Below are 22,685 nucleotides of genomic sequence, written 5' to 3'. Positions count from 1 at the left end.
TGCTGTGCGTTCGGGGTTGGCCTGGTGAACACGCCCAGCGACCGTTCCCGCTACCCTGTGTCGGAATCGAGCGGTGCACGCGGAGAACGGGCAACTCGACGCTGCGAGTCAGTTCGAAAATAGGCCAGGATGGAGCACATGACCGAGCCGAATTCCCCCAATTCCAACACAGCCGGTAACCGTGAGGGCGAACAATCACACCACGTGGTGGTCGTCGGCCCCGACGGCTCCCCGGTCGGCACGGCGCGGATCGCGCCGAGCGAGGAGGCGGAGAAGAACGAGACCGTCGGCGACATGGTCGAAGAGCCGGCGAAGGTCATGCGGATCGGCACGATGATCAAGCAGCTGCTCGAAGAGGTCCGTGCGGCACCGCTGGACGACGCCAGCCGCAACCGCCTCCGGGAGATCCACGAGACCTCGATCAAGGAGCTGGAGCAGGCGCTCGCGCCGGAGCTGCAGGACGAGCTGGAGCGGCTGGTCGCGCCGTTCACGGAGGACACCACACCGTCGGACGCGGAGCTGCGGATCGCGCAGGCTCAGCTCGTCGGGTGGCTGGAGGGCCTGTTCCACGGCATCCAGACGGCGCTGTTCGCCCAGCAGATGGCGGCCCGCGTGCAGCTAGAGCACATGCGGCGCGGCCTGCCACCGGGTACGGGTGGCGGCGAGCAGCCCGCGCCCGGCATCGGCAACACCGGCCAGTACCTCTAGGTCCCCGGCAGCTGGCCGCGCAGGCGGTCCAGCCAGCGGTCGAAGGTGAGCCCGTACCGGCCGGGGTCGTAGGTCCGCTGCGCCCGCTCGACGCTCGTCGTCACCGCCGTTCCCACCTGGGGTGCCCACTCCGGCAGCGCGAAGACGTGCTGCCAGTAGTTCTCCCGCATCCGGGCCTGGGCCACGTGGACGTAGCCTGCCGTCGCCTCGCCGACCCGCATGCCGTAGACGACCGGTGGGATCCGCGGTCCGGCCGCGGTCACGACGATCACCGTGGGGTTCGCCTCGCGCACCACGTCGGTCGGGTCGGCGCCGTGCGCGATGGCCTCGTCGTTCAGCCCGATGTAGTCGATCGTCTCCCACCCGCTGAAGTACGGGATCGCGCCCGCGTCGCTGACCGCCAGCGTTCGGGACTCCGCGGGCACCTCGGCCGCGGCGAGACCCTCGCCGATCGGGACGTGCGCGCGGTGCAGGTCATGCCCGTAGTTGGCGACGACCGGCAGGCCCGTGTGCAGAAGTCCGGCGAGGCCGGTCCAGGCGACGGTCAGCGCGGCCGCCGACACCTTGAGCCAGCGGCGGTCCAGCGCGGCCGCGCCCAGCCCCGCGCCGAGGCAGAGCACCGGGAAGGCGTGGAAGGCGAAGCGGTGCACGTAGTCCATCGTCGGCCCCGACACCGCATAGGTGCCGTAGGTGAACGCCACCGTCGCCAGCAACAGCAGACCCGCGGCCCGCGTGCCCCGCCGGAACACCAGCACAGCCGTCAGCAACAGCAGCGGTGCGAAGACCGCCACCGTCTCCTCCAGCCAGGCGTATCCGGCGTCGAGGTTGCCGAACTTCACGTAGAAGGTGTTCGGTAGCAGTTGACCGTAGAACGCCCAGCGCCACCCGAAGTACGCCAGCCCCGCGGCAGCGGCCATACCGGCCCACAGGCGCGGTACCCACCGCCCCCGTGCCTGCCAGAACCAGTAGCCGACCACGNCCGTAGGTGAACGCCACCGTCGCCAGCAACAGCAGACCCGCGGCCCGCGTGCCCCGCCGGAACACCAGCACGGCCGTCAGCAGCAACAGCGGCGCCAACACCGCCGCCGTCTGTTCGACCCACACCAGGCCAGCGTCCAGGTTCCCGAACTTGATGTAGAAGGTGTTGGGCAGCGGCTGGCCGTAGAACGCCCAGCGCCACCCGAAGTACGCCAGCCCCACGGCGACGAACAGGCCCGTCCACAACAGCGCCGCCGCCCGCCTGCGCTCGCGCCACAGCCACACCGCGAAAACCGGCAGGGCGGCCAGCACGCCTTCCGGCCGGAGCAGCCCCGCGACCAGCAGCAACAGCGGCGGCTCCCAGTCCCGCACCGGCCGACCCCGCACCACGTTCAGCCCGACGATCGCCACCCGCAGCACCACGGCCGCGAACGCCACGGTCTCCAGCCCGGCGGTGACGTGGAAGTACATCGGCAGGAAGAGCACGAAGCAGGCACCGGCGACGACGGCCGGGCCGCGGCCCGCGGTGCGGTTGGCGTGGTGCAGCAGCATGCCGATGATCGCGGCGCCGAGGAGGAAGGACGTCACCTTCGCCACGAACGCCAGCTCCAGCCCCAGCGCCGCGAACGGCGCCAGCCACACCATCCACCCGAAATTCGTGAACCCCTCCACCGGATCACCGGCCACGTTCCACACCGGCCCATGCCCCGCCGCCAGATTCGCGCTGTACCGGAACGTGATATACGCGTCATCCACCGTGAACGACCACGCCGCCCAGCAACCCACCACGAAGACCAACGCGAGCCCCGCGAGCGGAGCCACCGTGCCGAGCCGGAGCCGCGGCAGCCGGGGCGCCGGCGCCGTCGCCGTAGTGGTCATCGAAGGGATCCTTCCAGAACGTCCAGCACGCGGGCGGCACCCCGGCCGTCCACGGCGGCCGCGGCCGCCGCCGCCATGCGCTCCCGTGCCGGGCGGTCCGCGAGCAGGCGAGCCAGCACCGGGGTGGCGTCCTCAAGCGCCCCGGCAGTGCCGAGCCCGGCGGCGAACCCGCGTTCGATCGCCGCGCGGTACCCGGCGGCCTGGTTGTCCACGAGTCGCACGAGCGCCGCGGGCACCCCGATGCAGCACAGCTCCAGCAGGGTGACCCCGGCCGCGCTCACGGCGAGGTCGGCCTCGGCGAGCCTGCGCGGCAGGTCGGTGCCGGGCTTCGCCGGCACGAACCGCTGGCCCGGTGCGGGATCCGGGATCTCCGGGTCACCGTGGGCGAGTACGTCGGCGACGAAGGGCCGCCCGGTGTCGCGCAACGCGCACAGCAGGCGGGTCACCGTGTCCCGCCACACCGTGCCCCCGCCGAGGACGACGACCACGCGCGGCGGGTCGCCCTGCGGGTTCCGCTGCTCCCGCGCCCGGACCACCGCACGCCGGATCGGCGCGTAGCGGGGCCCGGCGAGCACCACCGGTGAGCCGTCGGCCGGTCGCTGTTCGCCGTGCAGACCGGCATCGACCACGATGTCGGCCGCCCGCCTGCCGAACGTCCTGCCCTCCATGGACACCAGCACCGCACCCGCGGCGTTGACCTGGGCGCGCACCTGGCCGAGGCCGTAGTGGTCGACGAGGACGGCATCGGCATCGGCGGCCAGCTCGCCGAGCCCGGTCTCGTCGGCCGGGGGCAGGCGGCGGACACCGAGCTCGTCCAGCCGGTCGGCGAACCAGCCCGCGTCGCCGAGCGTGCCGGACACCGCCGTCTCCCAGCCCCGGCCTGCGGCCTCCTCGGCGAACGCGACGACCCTGGCGAGATGCCCGATGCCGATCGTGCCCGACGCGTCGGCCCGCAGCAGCAACCGCGTCACCGGCCGACCTTCCGCTGCTCCACGTGTGCGTTGAGGGCCACCAGGTCAGGACGGGACCGCAGCAGCGTCACGACGTCGCGCCACCGGGGCGCCGCGTCCCCGAGCCGCGCCACGACGCCTTCCAGCACCGCCCAGTCCGCCTCCGTGTCCAGGGTCACGCGCAGGTCGTCGGCCGCCGGGGCGACGACCACGCCCGAGCAGGTGTAGCGGTCGGGCTGGTTCTTGATGCGCGGGGTGACGTGCTCGCGATGCGGGCCTGCCGGCTCGCGACCCTGCTCGAAAAGCACCGGCGCGCGCACCAGCTCGGCGTCGAACCCCCGCGGCAGCGTCCGCACGAGCGTGGTGCTGACGTAGTCGAGGTGTGGCTGCGCCCGCCACAGGGCCACGATCTGCCCGAGCAGCTCCGGATCGTGCAGCGGACAGTCGGCGGTGAGCCGCACCACCGCGTCGGCCGGGTACCGCTCGCACGCAAGCAGGTACCGCGCGAGCACGTCGTCGAGCGGCCCGCGCACCACCTCCGCGCCACGGCGCAGCGCCTCCTCGACCACCGCGTCGTCGTCCGGTGACTCGGAGGTCGCGACCACGACCCGGTCGATGCCGGGTGTCGCGGCGGCGGCACGGACGACCCAGCCGAGCACGCTACGGCCGGCCAGCGGGCGCAGTACCTTGCCCGGCAGCCGGGTGGAGGAGGAGCGCGCCTGAATGACGGCGCTCACGACAGGTGACTCGGCCATGAGTGACATGATGGCCTGCGACGTCGACGTCCAAGTGCGGAGGTTATCGATGGCCGAGCTCGAGGGCTCGAGCATCCTGCTCACCGGGGGAACTGGTTCCTTCGGCAAGGCGTTCATCACCCATGCCCTGGCCGAGCTCGGCCCGCGGCGGCTCGTGGTGCTGTCGCGGGACGAGCTCAAGCAGTACGAGGCACGCCAGCTGTTCGGCGACGACCCGCGGCTGCGGTGGTTCATCGGTGACGTGCGAGACCGCCGCAGGCTGGAGCGCGCGATGCACGGGGTGGACTACGTCGTGCACGCGGCGGCGCTGAAGCAGGTGGACACCGGGGAGTACAACCCGTTCGAGTTCGTGCAGACCAACGTCGTCGGCTCGCAGCACGTCATCGAGGCCGCGATCGAGACCGGCGTGCGGAAGGTCGTCGCGCTGTCGACGGACAAGGCGTCCAGCCCGATCAACCTCTACGGCGCCACCAAGCTGTGCGCCGACCGGATGTTCATCAGCGCGAACCACTACGCCGCGACGCATCCGACGAGGTTCTCGGTCGTCCGCTACGGCAACGTGATGGGCTCGCGCGGCAGCGTGATCCCGTTCTTCCGCTCCCTGGCCGACCGGGGCGAGTCACTGCCGATCACGCACAAGGAGATGACCCGCTTCTGGATCACGCTGCCGCAGGCGGTGCGGTTCGTCGTGGACTCGTTCGACCTGATGAACGGCGGCGAGCTGTACGTACCGCGGATTCCCAGCATGCGGCTGGTGGACCTGGCCCAGGCAGTCGCGCCGGGCAGCCCGATGCACGAGGTCGGGGTGCGCCCCGGCGAGAAGCTGCACGAGGAGATGATCGCGCCCGACGACTCGCGCCGGACCCTGCAGCTCGCCGACCGCTACGTCGTGCAGCCGCACATCGCGGGCTGGGGCTACGAGCCGCCCGCCGAGGGCCTGCCGGTGCCGGAGGGCTTCGCCTACCGCTCCGACTCGAACGACCTGTGGCTGGACACGGACCAGTTGCAGGAGCTGATCGCACAGTATGGGTGAGTTTCTCCCGTACGGCCGGCAGTCGGTCACCGAAGAGGACATCGCGGCCGTCACCGAGGTGCTGCGGGGCGACTGGCTGACCACCGGACCTGCGGTGACGCGGTTCGAGGCGGACCTCGCCGGGCACACCGGCGGCAACCCGGCCGTCGCGGTGACCTCCGGCACCGCCGCGCTGCACGTGGCCTACGCGGCGGCCGGTGTCGGCCCCGGTGACGAGGTCGTGGTAAGCCCGATGACGTTCGTGGCCACCGCGGCGACCGCCGCGCTGCAGGGCGCCGAGGTCGTGTTCGCCGACGTCGAGCCCGACACCGGCAACCTGGCTCCCGCCGCCGCACGGGCGGCACTGACCGAGCGGACCAAGGTCGTCGCGGCGGTCGACTACGCGGGCCACCCCGCCGAGCTGGACGAGCTCCGCGCGGTCGCGGACTCCTCCGGTGCGCTCCTGCTGGAGGACGCCGCCCACTCGGTCGGTGGCTCCTGGCAAGGGCGGCCGGTCGGCTCCATGGCGGACCTGACGACGTTCTCGTTCTTCCCGACGAAGAACCTGACGACCGCCGAGGGCGGGGCGGTGGTGACGCCGGCCGGCCCGCTGCTGGAGCGGGCACGGGCGTTCCGCAACCACGGGCTGGTCCGGGACCGCGCCGCGCAGCGCCACCCGGACGAGGGCGCCTGGCACCAGGAGGTGCACGAGTTCGGGCTGAACTACCGGCTGCCCGACGTGCTCTGCGCGCTGGGCAGCAGCCAGCTGCGGCGGCTGGGGGAGTTCGGGCGGCGGCGGGCGGAGATCCACGCCCGCTACGACGGGGGCCTCGCCGACGTCGCCGAGGTGCGCACGCCGGTGACCCGCCCCGGTGCCGAGGTGATGTGGCACCTGTACGCGCTGCGGGTGCTCGACGGCCGGCGGCGCGCGCTGTACGAGCATCTGCGCGGCGCCGGGATCGGCGTGCAGGTCAACTACATCCCGGCGTACTGGCATCCGGTGTTCGAGGACCTGGGGTACCGGCGTGGCCTCTGCCCTGCCGCCGAGGGGTTCTATCGCGAGCAGCTGTCGCTGCCCCTGTTCCCGGACCTCACCGACGCCGACGTCGACCGGGTGATCGAGGAGATCCGGGCGTTCTTCGGCTCGTGAGTGCCTACCAGAGTTAGAACTCGGGTAGGCACTCACGAGCGTCAGACGAGGTCCCAGCTGAGCGGGGTGCCCTTCGCCGCGTCGGTGCGGAAGGTACGGCCGAGCACCTTCCCGATGTCCGCGGGCGGCAGGCCGCCCGCAGGCCGGATCGAGCGCACGTTGCGCTCGGTCACCAGGTCACCGGCCCGCACATCCTCCACGACGTAGAGCGAGCGGCGGATCCGCAGGCCACCCCGTTCGCTCTCGCGAGGACCGATGCTCGGCTCCCCCAGCGCCTCCCAGGCGCGCCCGCTCTCGGTCACCAGGGCGGCCAGCTCGTGCGGCTCGAGGGAGAACGCCGAGTCCACCCCGCCGTCGTCCCGGGACAGCGTCACGTGCTTCTCGACGGCACACGCGCCCAGCGCGACCGCCGCGAGCGGCACGCCGATGCCCATCGTGTGGTCGGAGAGCCCCACCACGGCGCCGAACGCCTGCGCCAGCACGGGCAGGGCACGGAGGTTGCTGTCCCGCGCCGGGGCCGGGTAGGAGGCGGTGCAGCCGAGCACGACGAGCTGGTCGTTGCCCGCCTCGCGGGCGGTCCGCACGGCCGCGTCGATCTCGGCGATCGTCGCCTTGCCGGTGGAGATGATCAGCGGCTTGCCGGTGCGCGCGCACAGCTCGATCAGCGGCAGGTCCACGATCTCGGAAGAGGCGATCTTGTAGCCGGGGGCGTCCAGCGACTCCAGCAGGTCCACCGCGGTCGGGTCGAACGGGCTGGAGAACGCTTCGAGCCCGCGCTCGCGGGCCCGGCGGAAGATCGGCTCGTGCCACTCCCACGGGGTGTGTGCCCGGTCGTAGAGCGCGTAGAGGTTCTCGCCGTCCCAGAGCGAGTCGGGGTTGGTGATCCGGAACTCCGGGGTGTCCACGTCGATGGTGATCGTGTCGGCGCGGTAGGTCTGCAACTTCAGCGCCTGCGCGCCGCTGTCGGCCACCGCGTCCACGATGGCGAGCGCGCGGTCGAGGTCGCCGTTGTGGTTGCCGGACATCTCGGCGATCACGAACGGCCGGTGATCGGGGCCGATGTGGTGTGCGCCGAAGCGCACCTGCGGGCGGGGCGCCGTCATGCTCCGCCTCCCTTCCAGTCGGCTGCGCTCAGCTCGTTCCACACGACCTCGCGCGGTTGCCCGTCGACCTCGCGGGTGAAGCGGCGCACCTCGGTGAAGCCGACCTGCTCGTGCAGGCTCAGCACCGGCGTATTGGCCGCCAGCGTGGCCGCTCCGATCCGGGGGGCGCCGAGCACGTCGAAGGCGTACGCGATGGCCTCGTGTTCGAGATCGGCCCATGCCGCGGCCCGCTGGTCGCCGAGACCGGCCACGTCGACGTACTTGCTCCACTCGACCAGCTCGGAACCGATGCCGGTGAAGACGACGACACCGGCAGGCTCACCCGCCCGCTCGTACACCAGCACCCGCCGGGCCGGGTCGCCGGAGACGGCGTTCCACCAGGCTCGATGCTCCTCCGGCCCGATCTCGTGGGTGGTGAAGCTCGCCCGGCGGACCTTCGGATGGTTGCGCCAGCGCCGGATCGACTCCAGGTCGGCCTCGGTGGCGGGACGGAGCACCGCTCAGTCCCCGGCGGTGGCGCCGGCCCGCTCCTCCAGCTTGCGCAGCCGGTCCTCGTAGCGGGCGATGCCCGTGAGACGCACGCGGATCCGGGCGTGCTGCCGCTGCACCTCCTCGATCAGCGACCTCGCCTCGGCCAGCTCCGGCTTGTCGGCGGGCGGCGTCAGCGCGATCTTCTCGCGCAGTGTCTCCAGCTCGCCCTCCTGCGCGGCGACGGCCGGGATCAGCCGCTTCACCTCGCCTGCCGTCCAGTGCAGGTCCTGGTTCAGCTTGTCAAGCCGCTTCTGGAGCTCGTCCAGCCTGCGGCGATGCTCCGCCGTGCAGCGCTGCTGCTCCGCGAGGCGCTCGCCCTGCTCGTCGATACGCCGGACGTGGCCCGCGACACGGTCGTCGATGCGGAAGTCCACGAGCCGGGCGAGTCTCGCCGCGGCGCCCTCGCGGAGAAGTCTGAACGGGTTGGCTGACGTCATTGAACGTTCCTTCGGGTCCGTGCCGGGGGTTAGCGGAGCAGCTTGGTCTTGCCGGTCTTCGTCCAGGAGTCCAGCAGCCTGCCCTCGGCGGCGATCTGGTGCTCGGGTCCCACCTTGCACGAATCGCCTGCGGCGTGCTCCCAGGACGTCTGATGCGGATCGTCGATGAAGGAGAACCCGGTGAGCACCAGGTCGGCGTCCGGGAACGAGGTCCGCGCGATCCAGGCGGCCATGGTGCCGGTCGTGGCCCAGGTCGCGGCCTCGCGGGAGGGCAGTCCCATCGCCTCCGACAGCGGCAGCGTCACCTCGCGGTTGGACACGGGCACGAGGCCGAGGTCCGCGGGCCACCACTCCGGGATCGGCTCCGGCTCCCAGTGCAGCCTGCCCGGCTCGACCATCAGGTACAGCCGCGAGCGGTAGTGCTCGAAGACGTACCTGGTCGCTCGCAGTGCCCGGTTGAACACGACGACATGGGTCCTGCTGCCCACCGTCGGCGGCGCGCCGGGGTCGTCGCGCACGAAGCCGTTCACCCGGATGACGAGGTCACAGGCGTCGACCGCCTTGGCTCGCTGCTCATCCGGCGGCAGCGGCTGGTTGCCGACGACCGCAACGGCCCGCGGATCGGGCCGGTCGGCGTAAGCCTGCAGGAGACTCACCATCAGGCTCGGCGCCAGGACATCAGAATCCATAGCGGTGGAAGTTATCAGGGCTGCCCAGGTCACCGTCCGCGTCACCGGTTAACCGGACGCGCGGAAGCGGCGGGATCGGCCGCCAGTACCCTCGTTCCCGTGCACGCCACAAGCACCGTTGATGCCGCGGACGAGTCCGCCGCGACAGCCAAGCCAACCCCGGACCGCCGTTCCTGGGAACGCGCCTTCGCCGACCTGAGAGACGGCTTCACGCAGCGCGAGCTGTGGAGCCACCTCGGCTGGCAGGACATCAAGCAGCGCTACCGTCGCTCCGTCCTCGGCCCGCTGTGGATCACCCTGAGCATGGGCGTCACCGCCCTCGGGCTCGGCCTGCTCTACTCGCAGCTGTTCGACGCGTCGATCGGGACGTTCCTGCCCTACATCACCACGGGCTTCATCGTCTGGCAGTTCATGCTGGGCAGCCTGACCGAGGGCACCAACACGTTCATTGCGAACGAGGGGCTCATCAAGCACCTGCCCGCGCCGCTCTCGGTCTACGTGCTGCGCACCCTGTGGCGCCAGACGATCCTGTTCGCCCACAACATGATCATCTACTTCATCGTGGTCACGATCTTCTGGGGCAGCCTCACGAAATCCGGCTACGTCCTCACTGACGCCGGTATTCCGCAGCCCGGCCTCGGCTGGAGCGCGCTGCTCGCCATCCCCGGCTTCGCGATGCTCGCGCTGAACGCCGGCTGGGTGATCCTGCTCCTCGGCATCGTGTCCACCCGGTTCCGGGACATCCCGCAGGTCATCACGAGCCTCATCAACCTGATGTTCTTCATGACGCCGATCGTGTGGACCACGGACATCCTCAAGTCCAAGTTCGGCGAGTCGGCGGGCTGGCGCGACCTGTGGGTCGTGGAGCTGAACCCGCTGTACCACTTCCTGCAGATCGTGCGCGCGCCGCTGATCGGCAACGAGCAGAGCTGGCACCACTGGGTGATCGTCGCCGGGATCGCCGTCGTCGGCTGGAGCCTGGCACTGGTGGTACTGCGCAACTACCGGTCCCGCGTGTCCTATTGGGTGTGAGAACTGATGACCAGCATTGAAGTGTGGAACGCCTCCGTCGACTTCCCGATCTTCGACGCGAAGAGCCGTTCGCTGAAGAAGAAGGTGCTCGGCAAGGTCGGCGGCAAGATCGGCACCGACAGCAAGGTGCCGGTGATCGAGGCGCTGCACGACATCACGGTCTCCGTGCACGCCGGCGACCGGGTCGGCCTGGTCGGGCACAACGGTGCGGGCAAGTCGACCCTGCTCCGCCTGCTCTCGGGCATCTACGAGCCGACCCGCGGCTCGGCGAAGATCCAGGGCCGCGTCGCCCCGGTCTTCGACCTCGGTGTCGGCATGGACCAGGAGATCTCCGGCTACGAGAACATCATGATCCGGGGCCTCTACCTGGGGATGACGCGCAAGCAGATGGAGAAGCGGGTCGACGACATCGCCGACTTCACCGAGCTCGGCGACTACCTCTCAATGCCGCTGCGCACGTACTCCACCGGTATGCGGGTGCGGCTGGCGCTGGGCGTGGTGACGTCGATCGACCCGGAGATCCTCCTGCTCGACGAGGGCATCGGCGCGGTGGACTCCCGGTTCCTCAACAAGGCCAGGGACCGCCTCGTGGACCTGGTGCGCCGCTCGGGCCTGCTGGTCTTCGCCTCGCACCAGGACGACCTGCTCCTCGAACTGTGCACCTCGGCGATCTGGATGGACGAGGGCCACATGAGGATGCAAGGCTCGCTGCGGGACGTGCTCAAGGCGTACAAGGGCAAGGACCCGTTCCAGAACATCAGCCCCGAGACCGCCGCACGGCTCGGGATCGAACGTCCGGTGTCGGTCAAGGGCGGCGAATGACATGAGCAACGAGCGGGCACCGCTGGGCGAGAACTCCGTGGTGGCCGTGGTGGTCACCCGGCACCGGCGGGACCTGCTCGCCGACTCGCTGAAGATCATCGGGACGCAGACGCATCCCGTCGACCACCTCGTCGTGGTCGACAACGGCCCGGACCAGCCTGCCAGGGACGTCGTCGAGGCGTTTCCGCTGCCGTTCACCTACCTCCCGTCGCACCGCAACCTCGGCGGCGCGGGCGGGTTCGCACTGGGCATGCTGCACGCGCTGGCGCTTGGCGCCGAGTGGGTCTGGCTCGCCGACGACGACGGGCGGCCGGCCGACGAGAACGTGCTCGCGGTGCTGCTGGAGGAGGCGCAGCGGCGCGGGCTGGCCGAGGTCTCTCCCGTGGTCGCCAACATCGACGATCCGGACAAACTGGCGTTCCCGCTGCGCCGCGGGCTGACCTGGAAACGCTCGTCGGCCGAGCTGGGCACCGACTTCCTGCCCGGTATCGCCTCGCTGATGAACGGCGCCCTGTTCCGGGCGTCCACGCTGGAGGTGACCGGCGTGCCGGACCTGCGGCTGTTCTTCCGCGGTGACGAGGTGGAGCTGCACCGGCGGCTGGTCCGTTCCGGCCTGCCGTTCGGCACGTCGCTGAAGACGGCCTACCTGCATCCGAACGGGTCCGACGAGTTCAAGCCCATGCTCGGCGGCCGGTTTCACGCGCAGGACCCGGAGAACGAGGTCAAGCGGTACTACACCTACCGCAACCGCGGCTACCTGCTGTCCCAGCCGGGCATGCGCAAGATCGGCGCACTGGAGGTGCTGCGCTTCGGCCTGTACTTCGTCGGCGTCAAGCGCGACCCGAAGGCGTTCGTGCGCTGGCTGCGACTCGTCCGGCAGGGCCGCAAGGAGCGATTCTACCGCTACTGAGCCTCCACCCCGGCCGTTCGGCGAGGGTGGAGGCCGAGCGCGCTACTCCCCGATGACCGGCGGCGCGGTGCGCTGGTCGGTGCCGAAGACCTCGTCGGGATCGCCCTCGACGAGGTAGGTGGGACGCTGGTGCTCCTCGTCGCCACCACCCTGGGCCCCACCGCGGCCTGCGCCGCCCATTCCGGCGCCCATGCCACCGCGACCTGCGGCGGCCGCCGCACCGGCACCACCGGCCGCACCGGGGCCGACACCGCCGACGCCACCCGGTTTGGCCGCGCCCGAACCCGTTCCGGCGCCGGGCGTGCCCGCGCCCCCCGCTCCGGCGCTGCCGCCGGGGCCGAAGCCGCCCATCCCACGGCCCATCTTGCTGCTGTAGTCACCGCCACTGCCACCGCCGGCGCCGCCCGCGGCGGCCATCCCGCCCATCGGCATGGCGCCCATTCCCATGGGCCCTTGGCCGCCGGGCGACGAACCGCGCGGCACGCCGGTGGTCGGCGGGCGGTATCCGGAGGGACGCGTGCCACTGTCGCCGGGCAGCGAGCCGGACCCGGTTCCGCGGCCTGCGGGCAACGGCGTCGGTACCGGAGCGACTCCGCCGGACCCGCCACCACCGGGAACGGACCCGCCACCTCCCGGAACGGACCCGACGCCACCAGGTATCGACCCGCTACCGCCGCCACCCGGAACCGAGCCGCCGGGAACGCCGCCGCCGACGTACCCCGAGGCGTCGGTACCGCCGTTGCCTGCCGGCGCCGCAGGACCGGGCATCGGGCCGCCGACTATCCCGGCCCGGCCGTCGCCCTCGCCGAACTTCGGCGGCTCGGCGAACACCGGCTGCTTGGACGCCGCGGTGTAGAGGTCGTTGTCGTACTGGGTCATCACGCTGGCGGCCTGGGCGTGCGCCTCCTGGCTCGCCCGATGGGTCTCCATCGTGTTGTTGATGTTGTCGACGATGTCGAGTGGGTTGCTCCCCCACTTCTTCATCTCGGTTTCCCAGTTGAACGGGATCTCTTCCGGCATCCTGTTCTTGACGGTGCTACCCGCCTCCGCCTGCTGGAACATGACCTCGGAGGCGAGCTGCGCGTTCTGCGAGTTCCCGTCGGCCCACGTGGTCAGGCTCGAGAAGTAGCCGTGCGCGCTGTTCGCCGCGTCGCCCTCCCACTCGTTCCTCGACCTGGAGACCGCGGAGCTCAGCTCCTTGGAGAACTCCTCGAAAGCCAGGTGCAGCTTGTGGTAGGCGTCCGACGCCTCAGTCACCTGTGCCGGCTCGAGATCCTCGGTGACGTACCGGGTGAGCGATGCGTGATCGTGGCCCTGGTAGTCGGCGTTGGACGGGTTCAGGCCCTCCTGCCGTTCGATTCCGCTCGACGACAGTTCCTGCACGCGTTCCTGACCGACCTGGTCCGCTCGCGCGTCGGCGCCGGAGCGCGCCACCGCCCGCTGCAGCAGGCCGATGAAACCCGTGTTGTCGACACCGGCTTCGGCGCGCGCCATGAGGTAGTCCTGGCGGTCGGACGGTGACAGCGACAGGAACTCCTCGTCGCTCAGCTCTCGCGGCGGCGTCGCATCAGGACTGCTCATCTCGCTCACCCCTCGGGAAGTCTTGGATCGACGACATCGGCGACCTTGCCGGCGATGTCACAAGCCTGATCGGTGTCCACGCCGGAGACCTGGACGTCGACCCGGGAAGTCTCACCCACGGCCAGCGCCAGCGTGCAGCCTCCGGTGGTGGGAGCCTGGACGGCCTTGCGGCCGCTGCCCTCGAGCTCGCCGGCGGTCGTGCCCTGCCCCGTGTCGTTGACACTGTCGATGCCCTGGCTGTCCCGTACGTTGAGACCGATCGTCGGCAGGCTCTCTCCGCCTTCGCGTTCAGGTAGCCAGACGCACGCCCTGGCCGAAGCGATGTCCTTCTGTTCGCCGGTCTTGAACGTGGCGAACTCCGCCAGTTCCCCGGCCTCCAGCAGCGTGCACGGGTCCAGCGAAGCCGTCGGCGCCGCCGCATCCCCGGGCGAGCTCGGAGCCGTGTTCGGCACGGACTCACCGCCGTCGGCCGGGGCGCTCGTGGCAGGCGCGGCCGCACCGGGCTCGGCATCGGAACACGCGCCGGCGGTGACGAGGGCGAGGGCGGCAGGCAGTAGCAGTGCGCCCCGGATCAGGTGCGTTCGCATGATCAGATCTGCACCGACCCGATGTTGCCCGCCGTGTTTCCCTCGTTCTCCTGGTAGATCCCCGCCGCCCGTTGCAGTGCCTCGTCCGCGTCGCGGAGAACCTGCCGGAACTGGTCCACCACCGCCGTCGCCGATCCGGCACCCGCGTTCGCGGCCTTCTGGTCGTGTGCGGCCACCTCGCGCCCGTAGTCGTGGCTGCCCAGTTTGGGCTCGTGTTCGAGCGCGTCGATCGTGTAACCGAGTTCGTCGAGTTGCCCCTGCATCTTCATGACGGCGTCGCGCAACGGCTTCATACCTTCTTCGCTGATCCGGAAGCCGCCCGACTTCGCCGCCTCGACGAGCTTCCGCGTCTCCGCCGCCGTCGCCGCGATCGCCTGCTTGCTCATGGCGGGCATGAGCTGCCCAATGCCCGCGCCGACGGCCGCGCCGGCACCCGCGCCAGCGGCCCCCGAGTCCGGTACGAATGGCATCGCTACCCCACATCCTCGCCTGTCATCCGGTGGGCAGTTTACTAGCCGATCAACGGCCCGGATGACTCTTTCACCAAGAACTGCCCGCCGCTATGACGCGGCCGCCCTCCGGCCGGTTCCTACAGGTAGCCCTCGAGCTGCGCGTAGAGCTGCTGGGCGATCCGTGCGTTGTCGGCGGGCGCGTAGGTGAGCCACTGCTGACCGTCCTCGGCCGCACGCATCGTGCAGAAGTACCGCCCGTCCTCGGTGTCGAACCACGCGATCGGGTCCAACCCGCCCTCCTTGCCGTCCTGGCCGCGCACGAACGCGCTGAACTGGCCGATGCGCCGCTTCGGCTTCTCGAAGATGCGTTCGACGGCCCGTAGCTGCGACGACGACTGCGAGCGTGGCGCCGAGACGCCCGCGAAAGGGTCGTAGCCGCTAGCGGCGGCGGCGTGCCGGGCACGGCGGGCAGGCTTCGCGATGGTCACCGACTGGCCCGCCGCGGCGGGCGTCAGTGGCAGCAGGTCGACTATCGCGCTGACGATACCGGTCGGCCGGGCCTCCTCGAACACGAGCAGGTTTCGGTTCTGGCGGACGACCACCGCGAACTGCCCGTTCGAGCATGCCCGGGCAAACAACCGGTCTTCGCCCTCCAGTTGCGCCGCGGCCGTGATGGCCACCGGCGAGCGGACGAAGGTCTGGAGGGCGAGCTCGGTGTCCCCGTCGAGCCGGCCGCCCCGCAGCAGTCCCCGGCCTTCCAGATCGCGGAAAACCGCCTCCCTGACCTGGGCACGCTGCTCGTGGGTGGTGCCGATGTGCGGCACCTCGAACGGAAACGGGGCGCGGCCGAGCCGCGCGTGTTCCAACAAGATGTCCACCGCCGCCAACGACAGCGAGAACGAGTACGGCATCGCCGATCCCCCCGGATGACCAGAACGTCGGAGTCGCACGTTAGCAGCTCAGCGGCATCCGCCCTGAGCGAACCCGCTTGCCCGGCCGATCAACGGCTGCTGTTCTGAGCGCATGGCCGATGAGAAACCCGCACTCGTGATCCACCTCGCCACGGGCGGGGACCCGCTGCTTTTCCAGCTCCCACCGGAGGCCACCGAGCAGAACGCCGTGCTCACCGGACGGCTCCACGGCCTGCTGGGCGACGGCACCGTGGAGACCGTCCGCACGAAGGACGGCTTCGACGTGAACATCGACTTCGGCAAGGTGGCGGTCGCCTACGTCGACGACCTCCAGCGCAGGGGCAAGACCTTCGGGCTGCGCTGACCGGTCACAGCTCGTACAGGCGGGTCCAGTTCTCGCGGCTGGTCAGCTTCGGCTGGGCCCGCAGGTACTGGGCCTGCACGCCGCGGCCCTCCTTCCGCAGCCGGTTGATCACCTTCGCACCGCGCCTGGCCAGCTCGAACATCCGCTGCCGGTCGTAGCGCCGCACGCGCACGCCCTCCTGTGAGGCGTCGGTGACCACGGCCGTCTCGAACTGCGACACGTGCCACCAGTTCGACTCATCGTGCGGGATCATGCCCAGCGCGTGCTTGTGCTTTCCGACGATCCGGTCGATGATCCGCTTGACCAGGTAGAACCGCTGCAGGAACGGCCGCGGCGCGGTGTTGAAGATCGTGATGTCGTTGGACGGGATGCCCGGCACCTCGGTGGCCGGGTGCCGCTTGGTCTCCGGGTAGCGCGAGCGGATCTCGCGGATCTCCTTCATCGCGGCGACCCCGCCGTCGTGCAGGATCTCCGGCCCCTCGAGGAAGTCCTCGACCGCCTTGACGAGCGTCGCCGCCAGCCCGTACTGCATGCCGAGCAGGTACCGGACCAGCTGGGCCAGCAGCACGCGCGTGAGCAGGTTCAGGTCGAACGGGCTGTGCAGCGCCGCGGTGATGATGGAGTTACGCAGGTTGAAGTAGCGGTGCCACTCGTCCCAGTCCTTCCAGTGGAAGTCGGCGTGCCACACGCCGGCCCCTGGCAGGGTGACGGTCGGGAAGCCGTGCGCCCGCGCCCGGTAGCTGTACTCCGCGTCGTCCCACTGGAAGAAGTACGGCAGCGGGTAGCCGACCTCCTTGACGACCTCGTACGGGATCAGGCACGACCACCAGCCGTTGTACCCGGCGTCGAGCCGCCGCTCCTGCCGGTTCGGCTTGCCGGTCTCCTCGTCGACGCCGAGGAGGTCGGCCGTCGACAGGCTGTGCGGCACCGGCTTGCCCGGCTCCAGCGCGTTCAGGTTCGCGTACTCGGCGCTCACGTGGAGCTGGTTCGGGTGTAGCAGGTTGAGCATCTGGCCGCCGACGATCAGCGGGTCGGCCGTGCGGTTGGCGAACGCGGTCAGCCGGATCACCAGGTCGGGCTCCAGCAGCACGTCGTCGTCCATGAACAGCACGTTGGCGTGCTCGGTGCCGGGCTGGCCCGCCACCTCGTAGAGCCCGCGGGTGAACCCGCCCGCGCCGCCGAGGTTGGGCTGCTTGATGTAGTGCAGCCGGTCGCCGAGCCGCTCGGCGACCTCGGCGAAGGCGTCCCGGGAGTCGACCGTGTCGGTGCCCTGGTCCGCCACGTAGATCGCGTCCACGGTCTCCAGCGCCGAAAGCGAGTCGGCCAGCGCCCGCAGGTTCTGCAGGCAGTCGTCGGCGCGGTTCATCGTGCAGATCGTCACGGCGGTCGGGCGGAGCCGCTCCGGCGGCTCGACGGTCCAGCGCACGCCGGACACGGTGAGCCGCTCACCGGCCTCGGTCTCCAGATCGACCCACAGCGCGCCGCCGTCGAGGAACTTGTCCAGCGCGGCCTCCAGCGTGACGGTGCCGCCGTCGGCCTCCTCGGCCGAGTGCACGGCAACCGTCCGCGGCTCACCGTCCATGTCGGAGGCTCGCAGCACCAGCCGTCCCGTGCCCTCGACGGCGGCCGTGACCGTGACCGCGCGGACGTTCGTCCAGCGCTGCCAGTAGGCGGCCGGGAAGCGGCCGAAGTAGGTGTTGCCCGACACCCTGGCGGCGGGCTCCAGGGTCACGCTGTCACGCTTGCGAGCCACCGCGCCGCCGAGCACCTCGGCGTAGAGGTCCTTGCCGACGACGGCCGACGGCCCGGCGTAGAGCCCCCGCTGCGCGAGCAGCCCGGCGCCGGGCGCGCGTTCGGAGAACAGCGCCTGATCACCGCCCACGGCCCTGCCGTTCTTCGCCGGTTGCCGCGTGGTGGCCGATGCTGCTTTGCCGGGCATGTGACCTCAGTCCTCCGGGGGAGTGTTCAGCGGGATGCCAGCAAGGTACCGGTCGGCTTCCGGCATATCGGCACGGACCGCTCACCCGCGCGGCTCGCGGAACACGACCCACTTCAGCATGACGAAGTTGATGGTGGTGGCCGTTCCCTGCGCGATGACCCAGGCGAGCGCGATCCGCCAGGTGAGGTCCGGCAGCAGGTGCAGCGCGAGTGCGTTCGTGCCCACGTTGACAAAGAACGTCACCGTGTAAAGCAGCATGAATCCGCCGACCTGGCCAGCGCCGCCATTCCGGGCTCCGGTGAATGTGAAACGCCGGTTAAGGAAATACGCCGTCGTGGTTCCGGCGATGAAACTGAGCGCCTTCGCCAGGTGCACCCAGGTGCCTGCCTGCAGCAACGCCCAGTAGATCCCTGAGTCCACCAGTGCGCAGAAACCGCCGATGAGGACGAACCGCATGACCTGGGTGAGCAGGCCGGGACTCGGCGGGCGGGCCGCCGCGTTCGCCTGTGGATCCGTCGTCACCACTGCACTACCTCATCGGCCGGGGACTATTCGGGTCGAGTCTAGGAAATATGAAGAAGCGGTCACCGGCGGGCCACATTTCGCGATGGTTACCCTGGCTCAGGTGACCTCCCGACCCCACATCGAGCGGCGGACGCTGACGGGCTGGGCCCGCACCGCGCCGACGATCGCGAACGTGCTGAGCACCCCCGAGGTGGAGGTGATCGCGCGCGCCGTGGCGGAGGCCGGTGAGCGAGGCGTGATCGCCCGCGGCCTCGGCCGGTCCTACGGTGACCCGGCGCAGAACGCCGGTGGCCTGGTCATCGACATGACCGCGCTGGACACCATCCACTCCGTCGACCCGGACAGCGGGCACGTCGTGGTGGACGCCGGTGTGAGCCTCGACGCGCTGATGCGCGCCGCGCTGCCGCACGGCCTGTGGGTACCGGTACTGCCGGGAACACGGCAGGTGACGGTGGGCGGCGCGATCGGATCGGACATTCACGGCAAGAACCACCACACCGCCGGCAGTTTCGGCAACCACGTCGTGTCGATGGACCTGCTCACCGCGGACGGCGCCGTGCGGACGCTCACCCCCGAGGGCGCCGAGTCCGACCTGTTCTGGGCCACCGTCGGCGGCATGGGGTTGACCGGCATCATCCTGCGAGCCACGATCGCGATGACGCACACCGAGACGGCGTACTTCGTCGCCGATCTCGATCGCACGGCGAACCTGGACGAGACGATCGAGCTGTTCAGCGACGGCTCGGACGACGAGTACGACTACTCCTCCGCCTGGTTCGACTCGATCTCCACCGGCCCGAAGCTGGGCCGCGCCGCGTTCGGCCGCGGCTCGCTCGCAAAGCTCGACGACCTGCCGCCGAAGCTGCGGGCGGATCCGCTCAGGTTCGACGCACCGCAGCTCGCCACCCTGCCGGACATCTTCCCCAACGGGCTCGCCAACAAGCTGACGTTCAGTGCGATCGGTGAGCTCTACTACCGCAAGACACCGAAGCGGGCGCGCGGTCAGATCCAGAACCTGACGCAGTTCTACCACCCGCTCGACATGTTCGGGGAGTGGAACCGGGCCTACGGCTCGAAGGGCTTCCTGCAGTACCAGTTCATCGTGCCGTTCGCCGCCGAGGCGGAGTTCCGCCGGATCGTGCGGCGGATCGCGGAGTCAGGGCACGTGTCGTTCCTGAACGTATTCAAGCGCTTCGGCGAGGGCAACCGAGCGCCGCTGTCGTTTCCGATGCCGGGCTGGAACATCTGCGTCGACTTCCCCATCAAGGACGGTCTCGGCCGGTTCTGCCGGGAGCTCGACGAGGCCGTGCTCGGCATGGGCGGCCGCCTCTACACCGCGAAGGACTCCCGCACCGGACCCGCCGAGTTCGCCCGTATGTACCCGCGCCTCGACGAGTGGCGCAAGATCCGGCATTCCGTCGATCCGGACGGCATTTTCAAGTCAGACATGGCCAGGAGGCTGGAACTGTGATCGATGCGGTGGGCAACCCCCAGTCGCTGCTACTGCTCGGCGGCACCTCGGACATCGCGCTGGCGATCGCCGAGAAGTACCTTTCGGCGCGGCCGCTGCGGATCGTGCTCGCCGCGCGCCCCTCGGACCGGCTCGACGCAGCCGCCCGGCGGCTCCGTGACGCGGGCGCCGCGGTGTCCACAGTGGACTTCGACGCGACGGACACCGGTTCGCATCCCGCGGTGCTGGACAAGGCGTTCGCCGACGGTGACATCGACGTCACCGTGGTCGCCTTCGGCCTGCTCGGTGACGCCGAAGAGGTCTGGCAGGACCACGCCAAGGCGGTTGAGCTCGCCTCGGTCAACTACACCGCCGCGGTCTCGGCCGGCGTCGCCCTCTCCGAGAAGCTGAAGAAGCAGGGGCACGGAGCGGTGGTCGCGCTGTCCTCCGTGGCCGGCGAGCGGGTGCGCCGGTCGAACTTCCTCTACGGCTCCACCAAGGCCGGTTTCGACGGCTTCTACCTCGGCCTCGGCGAGGCCCTCCGGCCCTACGGCGTCAAGGTCACCGTGGTCCGCCCCGGCCAGGTCAGGACGAAGATGACCGAGGGCATGGGCAAGGCGCCGCTGGAGCAGACCGCCGAGCAGGTGGCCGAGATCGCGGTGGACGCCGTGCGCAAGGGCAAGGAGCTCGTCTGGGCTCCGGCACCGTTCCGGTTCGTGATGTCGGCCCTGCGGCACGTGCCGCGGCCGATCTTCCGGAAGCTGCCGATCTAGCGAGCCGGGCCGCTCACTGGCTGAGCCAGTACCCGAACGAGGTGTACTCCGGGTACGGGCTCAGCAGCGGGCGCACGGGCTCGAGTTCCAGCTTCACCTCCGGCGACGTGATCGCGTCGCCGGGCACGGTGAACGTGTCCTGAGTCCAGCCACGGTGGCCGGGCGCGTGCCGCCAGATCCCCGCGTCGGCGCCGTTCACGCGCACGCGCAGTTCGCGCTCGACGCCGGGCGCCAGGGTCCGGGAACTGATCGTGAGCGGCTCGCCGGGCTTCAGGCCGTCGACGGTGAACCGCTCGCCACCGACGATGATCCGGCCGCTGTCGAGCACGTCGCCCTGCCTGCGCAGGACCGTGTCCGGTTGCAGCCCTGGCTGCGCCATCCGCGGCTCGTAGCCGTGCTCCTCCTCCGCGGCCACATCACCGACGTTCAGGTAGTCGCGGACGTCACCGGCCACCGGCGCCCGGTCCCCGCTGCCCGCCAGCGCCCAGTTCGCCCGGTACACGTGGAGCTCGGTGAAGGGAACGATGCTGAAGCCGTCGAGCGCGGGAGGCGTCCGCACCGGGAAGGTGATCAACGGCTGGGGATTGAGCACACCACCGTCGACGAGGGGCTGCATCGGCGGGCCCGGCTCCTCGGCGTAGACGGCGAAGTAGCCGGGTCGCCGGTCGGCGGGAAGCCGCCGCAGGGCCTCGTACAGTGCGCCGGTGCCGTGGTTGCTCGGCTCGGCGAACCCGTTGGTGGTGAGCCCGATGAGGTCCACCGTGCGGCGCTCGCCGAAGTAGGCGATGGCTCCCACGTCCTTCACCGCGACCACCGCATCCGGCGGCAGGTTCCCGCTGATCCAGGCGCCGACGGACACGTCGGTGTCGCGGATCGTGGCCGCCTGCCTGCCGAGCTTCACAGCCCACGCCGGCAGCGCCAGAAGTGAGAACAACAGCGCGACGACGAGCATCGTGTGCAGGGCGATCCGCCGGGTCCGCTCGCGGACCAGCGGTCGCGTCAGCGCGTACACGCCGCACGCCGCGAGCAGCACGACGAGCGGCAGGAACGGCTGGATGTAGCGCATCTCGTGGATCAGCGCGGTGTTCAGCGTCGAGGCCGCCACCAGGACCGCGCCGAGGCCGAGCCCGACGGCCACGGTCAGCGGGCGCCACACCGGGCGGGTGACGAGCAGGTAGGCGAGCCCGCCGACGCAGAGCACCAGCGCGCCGGGGAAGGCGAAGTCCTGGTTGTTCAGCCCCACCAGCGCGTCGACGAAGCCGCGCACGTTCGCGGTCGTGCGGTCGACGAAGTCACCGAGGAAGAACTGCGGGCGGTCGTAGAGGTGCGACTTGGCCCGCACTCCGTTGGCGGTCATCGTGCCGGTGGCCAGCAGGTAGAAGAGGTACTGCCCGAGACCCGCCGCGACCGGCAGCAGGCTCAGCGCCGCCGAGCGCAGGGTCCGCCGGGTGGTGGCCTGCCCGGCCCGCCGGGCGGCGAGCAGGGTCCACACCATCGCGCCGCAGACCAGCACGGCGAAGACGAACCCCTCAGGGCGGACCAGCGCGAGCAGGCTGCTTAGTACCGGAGTGAGCACGAAACGTCGCCGGGGCCGCTCGCGGACGAACGCGAGCAGCGTCGTCATCAGCAGCAGGGCGGTCAGCCCGATCTCCATGCCGCTGGCGGCACCCCAGAGCAGGGGCCCGCTCACCGCGACGAGCACGCCGGACCAGACGCCGACCGCCCGGCCGACGAGGGCCTGGCCGAGCCGGTACACCACGGCCGCCGTCGCCGCGAGGCAGCCGATGCCGAGCACCACGGCGAACGGCAGCAGCAGGTTGCCCTGGAACCCGAGCAGGTGACCGGCACCGAGCATGAGCGCGTACAGCACGCTGCTCGCACCGGTGCTGACCGGCTCGCCGGGGTGGTACTGGAACGGATCGCCCGCGCCCAGCCTGCTGCCGTACTGCAGGTGGATGTAGACATCGTCCAGCGGGGCGATCAACTTGCCCTGGTTGTACGCCAGGTCGACGACCACGAAGACGCCGCCGAGCAGCAGGGTGAGCGCCGCGATCAGCCAGGCCGTGCGGTCCCGCGTGCCCCGGCCGGCTCGTGAGTGCGCAGACGAGTTAGAACTCGTGTCGGCACTCACGAGGCTGGCGTGCCCG

General features: G+C 70.6%; 23 protein-coding genes. 9 read left to right on the top strand and 14 right to left on the bottom strand.

Going from position 1 to position 22,685, the window contains the following annotated elements; genetic code table 11:
- Positions 1 to 138 precede the first annotated feature (138 nt).
- Positions 139 to 708: a bacterial proteasome activator family protein gene (locus JAP66_RS07270; RefSeq protein WP_199430827.1), complete on the top strand. Its 570-nt coding sequence runs from the start codon at positions 139 to 141 to the stop codon at positions 706 to 708.
- Here JAP66_RS07270 and JAP66_RS07265 read toward each other — a convergent pair.
- The 3 genes from JAP66_RS07265 to JAP66_RS07255 all read right to left on the bottom strand — a co-directional run bounded on the left by JAP66_RS07265 (position 705) and on the right by JAP66_RS07255 (position 4,279).
- Positions 705 to 1,685 (bottom strand): DUF8728 domain-containing protein, encoded by a 981-nt coding sequence (locus JAP66_RS07265; RefSeq protein ID WP_199430826.1) that lies wholly within the window; start codon positions 1,683 to 1,685, stop codon positions 705 to 707. The two genes, JAP66_RS07270 and JAP66_RS07265, sit on opposite strands and share 4 nt — an antisense overlap.
- 876 nt (positions 1,686 to 2,561) lie before the next feature.
- Positions 2,562 to 3,536, bottom strand: coding sequence for a spore coat protein (locus tag JAP66_RS07260; protein WP_199430825.1), 975 nt, complete (start codon positions 3,534 to 3,536; stop codon positions 2,562 to 2,564).
- Entirely contained in the window at positions 3,533 to 4,279 is a 747-nt protein-coding gene (locus JAP66_RS07255) for a cytidylyltransferase domain-containing protein (protein ID WP_199430824.1), read from the bottom strand. Before JAP66_RS07255 ends, JAP66_RS07260 begins: the two co-directional genes overlap by 4 nt.
- A gap of 40 nt (positions 4,280 to 4,319) precedes the next feature.
- Here JAP66_RS07255 and pseB point away from each other — a divergent pair, with 40 nt between their 5' ends.
- Entirely contained in the window at positions 4,320 to 5,303 is a 984-nt protein-coding gene (gene pseB, locus JAP66_RS07250) for a UDP-N-acetylglucosamine 4,6-dehydratase (inverting) (protein ID WP_199430823.1), read from the top strand.
- Positions 5,296 to 6,432, top strand: coding sequence for a DegT/DnrJ/EryC1/StrS family aminotransferase (locus tag JAP66_RS07245; protein WP_199430822.1), 1,137 nt, complete (start codon positions 5,296 to 5,298; stop codon positions 6,430 to 6,432). Before pseB ends, JAP66_RS07245 begins: the two co-directional genes overlap by 8 nt.
- Positions 6,433 to 6,473: 41 nt before the next feature.
- Here the strand turns inward: JAP66_RS07245 and pseI are convergent, their stop codons facing one another.
- From pseI to JAP66_RS07225, 4 genes are read right to left on the bottom strand one after another with little or no spacing between them, the layout of a single operon-like run.
- Positions 6,474 to 7,535 (bottom strand): pseudaminic acid synthase, encoded by a 1,062-nt coding sequence (pseI, locus tag JAP66_RS07240; protein ID WP_199430821.1) that lies wholly within the window; start codon positions 7,533 to 7,535, stop codon positions 6,474 to 6,476.
- Entirely contained in the window at positions 7,532 to 8,032 is a 501-nt protein-coding gene (locus tag JAP66_RS07235; RefSeq protein ID WP_199430820.1) for a GNAT family N-acetyltransferase, read from the bottom strand. Before JAP66_RS07235 ends, pseI begins: the two co-directional genes overlap by 4 nt.
- Positions 8,033 to 8,035: 3 nt before the next feature.
- Entirely contained in the window at positions 8,036 to 8,503 is a 468-nt protein-coding gene (locus JAP66_RS07230) for a hypothetical protein (RefSeq protein WP_199430819.1), read from the bottom strand.
- A gap of 29 nt (positions 8,504 to 8,532) precedes the next feature.
- On the bottom strand, positions 8,533 to 9,162 hold the full coding sequence (locus JAP66_RS07225; protein WP_199431114.1) for a glycosyltransferase family 29 protein: 630 nt from the start codon (positions 9,160 to 9,162) through the stop codon (positions 8,533 to 8,535).
- 129 nt (positions 9,163 to 9,291) lie between these two features.
- On the opposite strand from JAP66_RS07225, the gene wzm reads away from it, so the two are divergent.
- Genes wzm through glfT1 form a run of 3 tightly spaced genes read left to right on the top strand, consistent with a single transcriptional unit; the run spans position 9,292 to position 11,956 of the window.
- Positions 9,292 to 10,224, top strand: coding sequence for a galactan export ABC transporter permease subunit Wzm/RfbD (wzm, locus tag JAP66_RS07220; RefSeq protein WP_199430818.1), 933 nt, complete (start codon positions 9,292 to 9,294; stop codon positions 10,222 to 10,224).
- A gap of 6 nt (positions 10,225 to 10,230) precedes the next feature.
- Positions 10,231 to 11,046, top strand: coding sequence for a galactan export ABC transporter ATP-binding subunit Wzt/RfbE (gene wzt, locus JAP66_RS07215; RefSeq protein WP_199430817.1), 816 nt, complete (start codon positions 10,231 to 10,233; stop codon positions 11,044 to 11,046).
- A 1-nt stretch (position 11,047) separates the two neighbouring features.
- Positions 11,048 to 11,956, top strand: coding sequence for a galactofuranosyltransferase GlfT1 (gene glfT1, locus JAP66_RS07210; RefSeq protein WP_199430816.1), 909 nt, complete (start codon positions 11,048 to 11,050; stop codon positions 11,954 to 11,956).
- Between the two features lie 42 nt (positions 11,957 to 11,998).
- Here the strand turns inward: glfT1 and JAP66_RS07205 are convergent, their stop codons facing one another.
- From JAP66_RS07205 to JAP66_RS07190, 4 genes are all read right to left on the bottom strand, one after another.
- On the bottom strand, positions 11,999 to 13,537 hold the full coding sequence (locus JAP66_RS07205) for a hypothetical protein (protein WP_199430815.1): 1,539 nt from the start codon (positions 13,535 to 13,537) through the stop codon (positions 11,999 to 12,001).
- A 5-nt stretch (positions 13,538 to 13,542) separates the two neighbouring features.
- Positions 13,543 to 14,124 (bottom strand): DUF3558 family protein, encoded by a 582-nt coding sequence (locus tag JAP66_RS07200; protein ID WP_199430814.1) that lies wholly within the window; start codon positions 14,122 to 14,124, stop codon positions 13,543 to 13,545.
- Positions 14,125 to 14,126: 2 nt separating this feature from the next.
- Entirely contained in the window at positions 14,127 to 14,594 is a 468-nt protein-coding gene (locus JAP66_RS07195) for a hypothetical protein (RefSeq protein WP_199430813.1), read from the bottom strand.
- A gap of 119 nt (positions 14,595 to 14,713) precedes the next feature.
- Entirely contained in the window at positions 14,714 to 15,487 is a 774-nt protein-coding gene (locus JAP66_RS07190; protein WP_199430812.1) for an ESX secretion-associated protein EspG, read from the bottom strand.
- 112 nt (positions 15,488 to 15,599) lie between these two features.
- On the opposite strand from JAP66_RS07190, the gene JAP66_RS07185 reads away from it, so the two are divergent.
- A complete protein-coding gene (locus JAP66_RS07185; protein WP_199430811.1) occupies positions 15,600 to 15,851 on the top strand; it encodes a hypothetical protein in 252 nt (83 codons plus the stop codon).
- A 4-nt stretch (positions 15,852 to 15,855) separates the two neighbouring features.
- Here the strand turns inward: JAP66_RS07185 and JAP66_RS07180 are convergent, their stop codons facing one another.
- Positions 15,856 to 17,790, bottom strand: coding sequence for a glycosyltransferase (locus tag JAP66_RS07180; protein ID WP_199430810.1), 1,935 nt, complete (start codon positions 17,788 to 17,790; stop codon positions 15,856 to 15,858).
- An 81-nt stretch (positions 17,791 to 17,871) separates the two neighbouring features.
- Complete coding sequence (locus JAP66_RS07175; protein WP_307849472.1) at positions 17,872 to 18,315, bottom strand: GtrA family protein; 444 nt, start codon at positions 18,313 to 18,315, stop codon at positions 17,872 to 17,874.
- Positions 18,316 to 18,397: 82 nt separating this feature from the next.
- On the opposite strand from JAP66_RS07175, the gene dprE1 reads away from it, so the two are divergent.
- Together dprE1 and dprE2 are read left to right on the top strand one after the other, a co-directional pair.
- Positions 18,398 to 19,786 carry a decaprenylphosphoryl-beta-D-ribose oxidase gene (gene dprE1, locus JAP66_RS07170; RefSeq protein WP_199430809.1) on the top strand — a complete coding sequence of 463 codons (1,389 nt, stop codon included), beginning with the start codon at positions 18,398 to 18,400 and terminating at the stop codon, positions 19,784 to 19,786.
- A complete protein-coding gene (dprE2, locus tag JAP66_RS07165; RefSeq protein WP_199430808.1) occupies positions 19,783 to 20,538 on the top strand; it encodes a decaprenylphospho-beta-D-erythro-pentofuranosid-2-ulose 2-reductase in 756 nt (251 codons plus the stop codon). The genes dprE1 and dprE2 overlap by 4 nt, the downstream gene beginning before the upstream one ends.
- Before the next feature lie 13 nt (positions 20,539 to 20,551).
- On the opposite strand, the gene JAP66_RS07160 is transcribed toward dprE2, so the two are convergent.
- On the bottom strand, positions 20,552 to 22,669 hold the full coding sequence (locus JAP66_RS07160; RefSeq protein WP_199430807.1) for a DUF8728 domain-containing protein: 2,118 nt from the start codon (positions 22,667 to 22,669) through the stop codon (positions 20,552 to 20,554).
- Between the last annotated feature and the right edge of the window lie 16 nt (positions 22,670 to 22,685).

The sequence above is a fragment of the Qaidamihabitans albus genome (assembly GCF_016464705.1).
GTDB lineage: Bacteria > Actinomycetota > Actinomycetes > Mycobacteriales > Pseudonocardiaceae > Qaidamihabitans > Qaidamihabitans albus.
Note: the sequence above shows the minus strand (reverse complement) of the source record. Positions and strands in the feature narration are given on the sequence as shown.

Bases quoted from the DNA above. Each gene is read 5' to 3' on its own strand.
- pseI (WP_199430821.1), bottom strand. From the start codon at position 7,535: ATGACGGCGCCCCGCCCGCAGGTGCGCTTCGGCGCACACCACATCGGC.
- JAP66_RS07190 (WP_199430812.1), bottom strand. From the start codon at position 15,487: ATGCCGTACTCGTTCTCGCTGTCGTTGGCGGCGGTGGACATCTTGTTG.
- wzt (WP_199430817.1), top strand. From the start codon at position 10,231: ATGACCAGCATTGAAGTGTGGAACGCCTCCGTCGACTTCCCGATCTTC.
- pseB (WP_199430823.1), top strand. From the start codon at position 4,320: ATGGCCGAGCTCGAGGGCTCGAGCATCCTGCTCACCGGGGGAACTGGT.
- JAP66_RS07270 (WP_199430827.1), top strand. From the start codon at position 139: ATGACCGAGCCGAATTCCCCCAATTCCAACACAGCCGGTAACCGTGAG.
- JAP66_RS07255 (WP_199430824.1), bottom strand. From the start codon at position 4,279: ATGTCACTCATGGCCGAGTCACCTGTCGTGAGCGCCGTCATTCAGGCG.
- JAP66_RS07195 (WP_199430813.1), bottom strand. From the start codon at position 14,594: ATGCCATTCGTACCGGACTCGGGGGCCGCTGGCGCGGGTGCCGGCGCG.
- JAP66_RS07245 (WP_199430822.1), top strand. From the start codon at position 5,296: ATGGGTGAGTTTCTCCCGTACGGCCGGCAGTCGGTCACCGAAGAGGAC.
- JAP66_RS07200 (WP_199430814.1), bottom strand. From the start codon at position 14,124: ATGCGAACGCACCTGATCCGGGGCGCACTGCTACTGCCTGCCGCCCTC.
- glfT1 (WP_199430816.1), top strand. From the start codon at position 11,048: ATGAGCAACGAGCGGGCACCGCTGGGCGAGAACTCCGTGGTGGCCGTG.
- dprE1 (WP_199430809.1), top strand. From the start codon at position 18,398: ATGGTTACCCTGGCTCAGGTGACCTCCCGACCCCACATCGAGCGGCGG.
- JAP66_RS07230 (WP_199430819.1), bottom strand. From the start codon at position 8,503: ATGACGTCAGCCAACCCGTTCAGACTTCTCCGCGAGGGCGCCGCGGCG.
- JAP66_RS07180 (WP_199430810.1), bottom strand. From the start codon at position 17,790: ATGCCCGGCAAAGCAGCATCGGCCACCACGCGGCAACCGGCGAAGAAC.
- JAP66_RS07185 (WP_199430811.1), top strand. From the start codon at position 15,600: ATGGCCGATGAGAAACCCGCACTCGTGATCCACCTCGCCACGGGCGGG.
- JAP66_RS07205 (WP_199430815.1), bottom strand. From the start codon at position 13,537: ATGAGCAGTCCTGATGCGACGCCGCCGCGAGAGCTGAGCGACGAGGAG.
- JAP66_RS07225 (WP_199431114.1), bottom strand. From the start codon at position 9,162: ATGGTGAGTCTCCTGCAGGCTTACGCCGACCGGCCCGATCCGCGGGCC.